We start from the raw sequence: 5,076 nt of genomic DNA on the forward strand, positions 1-5,076 counted from the left end.
TTCAGCAGTGTTCAGCGTAAATGTATCAGCCTTCACCTTCTCCTTCTCCAGAAGGACGGTCTCCTGCAGAACCCAAGCCGGAGTCCAGCCCCGAGGCTCAGGAGAGTGAGGCTACAGAGTCTCCTAAGCCAGAATCCCCAGCCCCCCAGCCAGGGGATCCCGGCGGACCGACTCCTTCTCCTTCCCCCAGCCCCTAGGGAAAACTCGATCCAGACCCCGAACAGGCTCAATAGTGTTTTAAGAGCTTCCGATCCCTTAATACCTACTAAATCTAGTGGGCACAAGCGGGGCAGGATGTTAAGCTACTGCCAGTTGCGACCGGATGGGATCCATGAGCTCAACCTTGCAGCCGTTCCTGCATTTGTTGCAGAGGAGTTCCTTTTGGGGGGTGTTGGGTGGGATGTTGATGGCCGCTGCTGTTGCCCCGGTTGCCGCTCAGCAGTTCGAGTTCACCCCTCAGCCGGTGCCCCCCAGGGGGGATCCCGTCCCTACCCTACCCTTGCTGAGCCCTCCGCCCTCCCCCGGCTCTGCCACGGCCCTGCCACCGGTACCTCAGGTGCCGCAAATGCCGCTGGATCCCACAGCTCCGGCCTTGGATCCGATCCCGGTGGTGCCCGTTCCAGCGGCCTCAGGTGGACAACTCCCCCAAGGCGAGGCCTATTCCTATCAACGTCGGCCCGACCTCAGCCCAGGTGGGGATCTCCCTGGAGCCACGCGGGGCGAGCTGCCTGCCGGCACCCGTATTCTCCTCACGGTCTACCGCCCCATCACTTTCCAGCCCTACCAGGCCATTAACGGCCACCTGGAAGTCTCCGAGCCGGTGGTGGATCGCTTTGGCCAGGTGGTGATCCCGGCAGGGAGTGTAGTGTGGGGCACTTTTGAGCCGGTTTACCGAGAACAGAAGTTTCCTGGTCGGGAGTCGGAGAGCGCCGATCCCCAAGAGCGGGTCGTCGGCAGCCGCTTTGTGGCCAACCGCCTCACCATTGGGTCTTCCACCTACTTGGTGAGAGGCCAATCTGCGCCGCTACCAGTCGGGTTGGATCGCAACGCCGATGTCGGCACAACTGTAGCCCGCGGGGCAGGCTATGGGGCAGCAGGTGGGTTGGCCTTGGGGATCCTCACGGGGGGATGGGGCTTTTTGCCGATCTTGGCCGGCAGCTTGGCCGGCGCTGCGGCAGGCAGTACCAATATTGACCGGGTGGTGACGCTGCAGCCCAATACGTTGGTGGAGCTGGAACTGACCGATAGCCTGATCATCCAATAACTGGTCAACGCTCTCTTGCGCTGGGGCAGGTCAGTAGAGTAGAAGAGAGCACCCTCAATTGCTTCCATGGCCTTCTGGATCTACGTTGTGCCCCCGCTGGCCGGGCTGGTGATCGGCTATTTCACTAACGACATTGCCATCAAAATGCTGTTCCGGCCCTACCGCCCCTATCGGGTTTTCGGCTGGCGCATCCCCTTCACCCCCGGTTTGATCCCGCAGAACCAACCCCGTCTGGCCAAGCAGATCGCCAAGACCATCATGGGATCCCTGCTCACGCCGGAGGAACTGCACAATCTGGCCCGCAAGCTGCTGCAAACCGAGCGCATGCAAGCTGGGATCCGCTGGCTGCTGGGGGTAGCTCTGGATCGGCTGCAAAACCCTGAGCAACAGCAGCAAACTGCTCAGGTGTTGGCGCGCATTTTAGCCGACCTGTTTAACGAGTCGTTGCCCCGCCTGGTGAAGGTGCTTGCCCGCCAAGAAACCTTTTTGGAAGGGCCCATTAACCAACTGTTCGACCAAGTGTTGCTGGAGCTGCGCCTCAGCAGCGAGCAGGCTAAGCAGCTCTCGGAGTGGATCCTGAAGCAGGCGCTGCCCCCAAAGGTGTTGCGGCAGAACTTGGTGGACTTTCTCACCGATCGCAACATCGAATCCCTTGACGAGGAGTTTCGTGAACGAGCGACCGGCTCCTACTGGGTGGTGGCCAACTTGTTCGGCCTGAAAAATGCCCTGTTGCGCCTGCGCACCTATTGTCTAGAAGAGCCGGAAGGGGCAGAAGCCATCTTGGAAGATCTGCTCAAAGACATCAACGCCTCCCGCCGCCTGACCGAGATCCTGCAGAACCTCTCGCTGCAAAACCTGCCGGTTTCCGCCGTGCGTCAGTTGCGCCGTGCCCTCCGCGACGGGATCCAAGATTACCTGCGCAGCCAAGGGCCAGAGGTTATCAAAGGGCTGGGGGAGACCATCGATTGGGAAAAAGTGGCCAGCCTGGTGTTGGGACGCCTGCGCAACTCCAAGGCGTTGATCACCTCCATCGATCAGATCAGCGCCGACCTGGCTTTGGTCTTGGAGCGCTACCTAGAACGGGATCTCGAATCCCTGATGATGCAGGTGATCCCGGTGTTGAACCTGGATCAGGTCATTGCCGATAAAGTCAACGCCACCTCCCCTGCCGACCTGGAGCAGGCCATCCAGCAGATCGTGCGCCAAGAACTCCAGGCCATCGTCAACTTAGGCGGCCTCCTCGGCTTTTTGGTGGGCTGTGTGCAGGTGCTGTTCTTGCTGGGCTGACGAGTTTGGGTTGGGCTTTGACTTTGGCTATGATATGAGAATGCGATTAACAATTCTCCACACTTCGGATCTCCATGCCAATCTACATCCCTGGAACTACTTCACCGGGATCCCTGCGGAGCACGGTCTAGCCAAGCTGGCCACCCTTATTAAGCGCGTGCGAGCTGCCAGTGAGGATCCCGTCCTGCTCATCGACAGCGGCGACACCATTCAGGGATCCCCCTTGGGCACCTACTATGCGCAAGTGGAGCGCGTCTCTCCCCACCCCTTGGCCCATGCCCTCAACGCCCTAGGCTACGACGCCTTTACCCCTGGCAACCACGACTTTAACTTTGGGCTTCAGGTTCTCCGGGATTTTGTCGGCGATCTCCGCTGTCCGGTGCTCTGCGCCAACATCCTCCGCCAGAATGGGGATCCCCTCTTCCAGCCCTACCTGATCCGGGAATTGGCCGGGGTTCGCGTTGGCTTGCTAGGGCTGACCACCCCCCGCATCGACACCTGGGAGCGACCCGACTACATTGCGGGGCTGCGCTTTGCCCCCTTGTTGGAGACCGCCCGACACTACCTATCGCTGCTGCGACCTCAGGTGGATGTTTTGATCTTGATCCTGCACAGCGGCCCCAACCAATTGCCCCCCCTGCGCACCCCTGAGCACTGGCACAACCCGGATCGCTCCGGCTGGTGCAGCAACAAAAGCCTGGCAGGGGAAAACGAACTGTTGGCCCTGGCCGAACTGGACGGCATTGACGTCATCCTCTCCGGCCATACCCACCAGACCATCGCCGGTCTGGGGGGATCCCCAGCTCTAGTGGTGCAGCCCGGCTATTGGGGCAGCCACCTCTCCCAGGTATCCCTGGAGCTGGAGCGCCAGGGCAGCCGCTGGCAAATTCTCGGGAAAAGCGCACAGCTCCTCTCCGCCGAAGGGATCCCTCCCGATCCCGAACTCTTGGCCTTGACAGAGCCCTATCATCAAGCCACCCTGCGCTACATCCGTCAGCCCATCGGCCAAGCCCGTTCTGCCTATAGCGGCGGTCTGGCAGCCCGTCTGGGGGCCAACCCTCTGGCAGAGCTGCTCCATCAGGCCCAATTGCAAGCAGTGCGGGAGGCAGGATTCCCCGCAGAGCTCTCCCTGGTCAACATCTGCAGCAGCGCCGGCCTGTCAGCAGGCCCCATCTCCCTGCAAGATGCCTACAGCCTCACCGTCTACGACAACACCCTCTGCGTTTTGGAGATCACCGGAGATATTCTGCGGCGCGCCCTGGAACAGACTGCCGGCTATTTTCGCCAGTTGGATCCCAATCACCTTCCCGCCGATCCTGCTGCCGTCGTGGCCCCCGAAGCCCGCGGCTACACCTTCGACCTCTACCACGGCATCGACTACTGCTTCGATCTCACCCGCCCCGTAGGAAAGCGCCTGGTGACCTTACAATTCCGCGGACAGCCGGTGGAACCAGCACAGACCTTTCGCCTGGCCATTAACCACTACCGAGCCGGCGGCGGCGGCGGTTACAGCATGTTCCAAGAAGCCCAAACCCTGTGGATCTCAGCCGATAGCATCCGCGACTTTCTGGTCTACTATATTCACACCCACTCCCCCATTCAACCCATCTACAGCCCCAACTGGCGCCTAATCCCCGACTTGGCCAAGATCTACTTCCCCGATTGCCTGGGCCGGCCACGCGAACATCTGCTGGTCGGCTAGGAAAGAAAAGATATTGACTTCAACTGGCTGAAAGAGAACCCGGTAGAATACGATCAACACAGAGCCTGGTTTGGCTGAGTGCAGCGGCGGTTTTGAAACTGCCAAACTGGGGATATCCGAGTCACTGCTCATTGCTAACACTTGCCGACATCGCCCATGACTGCCGAAGAGAAGCAACCGATGGCCCCAGAAGATACCTATCCTGAACTACAGGAAGAAGAGATCGACGTAGAGGCAGAGCTGGAGAAGCTGATTTTGGAAGATAGCGAAGCAGAAGCCGGTACCTCCTCCGGAGAAACCGCAGCTGAGCCTTCTCCAGATCCCGGTGAAGCTCTCAAGCAGCTCCAGCACGAGTTGGAAGTTGTCCGCCAGCAACTCAAAGAGAAAGAAGACGCCTACCTGCGCCTCTACGCCGATTTTGAAAACTACCGGCGGCGTACCCAGCGGGAAAAAGAAGAGTTCAGCCAAAAAGAACGGCAGAAATTTGTGCTGGAGATCTTGCCTGTTGTGGACAGCTTTGAGCGGGCTCAGCAGCAGCTGAAGCTGGAAACCGACCGCGAGCGGGAGTTGCACAACAGCTACCAGAGCGTCTACCGCCTGCTGGTGGAATGCCTGAAGAAGATGGGCGTCTCCCGCATGAAATCGGTGGGCCAGCCCTTCGACCCCAACCTGCACGAAGCCATAGCCCGTCAGCCCAGCCCAGACTATCCTGAAGATGTGGTAGCCGTCGAATATCAGCCGGGTTACAAGTTGGGGGACTTGGTGATCCGTCATGCCATGGTAGCCGTCTCGGCGGGCAGCCCCAGCTCTGAACCATCCCCCC

General features: G+C 60.0%; 4 protein-coding genes. All 4 read left to right on the forward strand.

Going from position 1 to position 5,076, the window contains the following annotated elements; genetic code table 11:
• Positions 1 to 331: 331 nt before the first annotated feature.
• Positions 332 to 1,264: a hypothetical protein gene (locus NW856_RS08395; RefSeq protein WP_414399811.1), complete on the forward strand. Its 933-nt coding sequence runs from the start codon at positions 332 to 334 to the stop codon at positions 1,262 to 1,264.
• A gap of 66 nt (positions 1,265 to 1,330) precedes the next feature.
• The gene (locus NW856_RS08400) at positions 1,331 to 2,551 is read left to right on the forward strand and encodes a DUF445 domain-containing protein (RefSeq protein WP_011434466.1); all 1,221 of its coding nucleotides are present in this window, start codon (positions 1,331 to 1,333) and stop codon (positions 2,549 to 2,551) included.
• Between the two features lie 40 nt (positions 2,552 to 2,591).
• Positions 2,592 to 4,253: a bifunctional metallophosphatase/5'-nucleotidase gene (locus NW856_RS08405; RefSeq protein WP_414399812.1), complete on the forward strand. Its 1,662-nt coding sequence runs from the start codon at positions 2,592 to 2,594 to the stop codon at positions 4,251 to 4,253.
• 180 nt (positions 4,254 to 4,433) lie between these two features.
• The coding region (grpE, locus tag NW856_RS08410) for a nucleotide exchange factor GrpE (protein ID WP_414399813.1) at positions 4,434 to 5,076 on the forward strand (643 nt) is incomplete at its 3' end.

The sequence above is a fragment of the Synechococcus sp. R3-13 genome (assembly GCF_047462195.1).
Lineage (GTDB): Bacteria > Cyanobacteriota > Cyanobacteriia > Thermostichales > Thermostichaceae > Thermostichus.

Bases quoted from the DNA above. Each gene is read 5' to 3' on its own strand.
- NW856_RS08395 (WP_414399811.1), top strand. From the start codon at position 332: ATGAGCTCAACCTTGCAGCCGTTCCTGCATTTGTTGCAGAGGAGTTCC.
- NW856_RS08400 (WP_011434466.1), top strand. From the start codon at position 1,331: ATGGCCTTCTGGATCTACGTTGTGCCCCCGCTGGCCGGGCTGGTGATC.
- NW856_RS08405 (WP_414399812.1), top strand. From the start codon at position 2,592: ATGCGATTAACAATTCTCCACACTTCGGATCTCCATGCCAATCTACAT.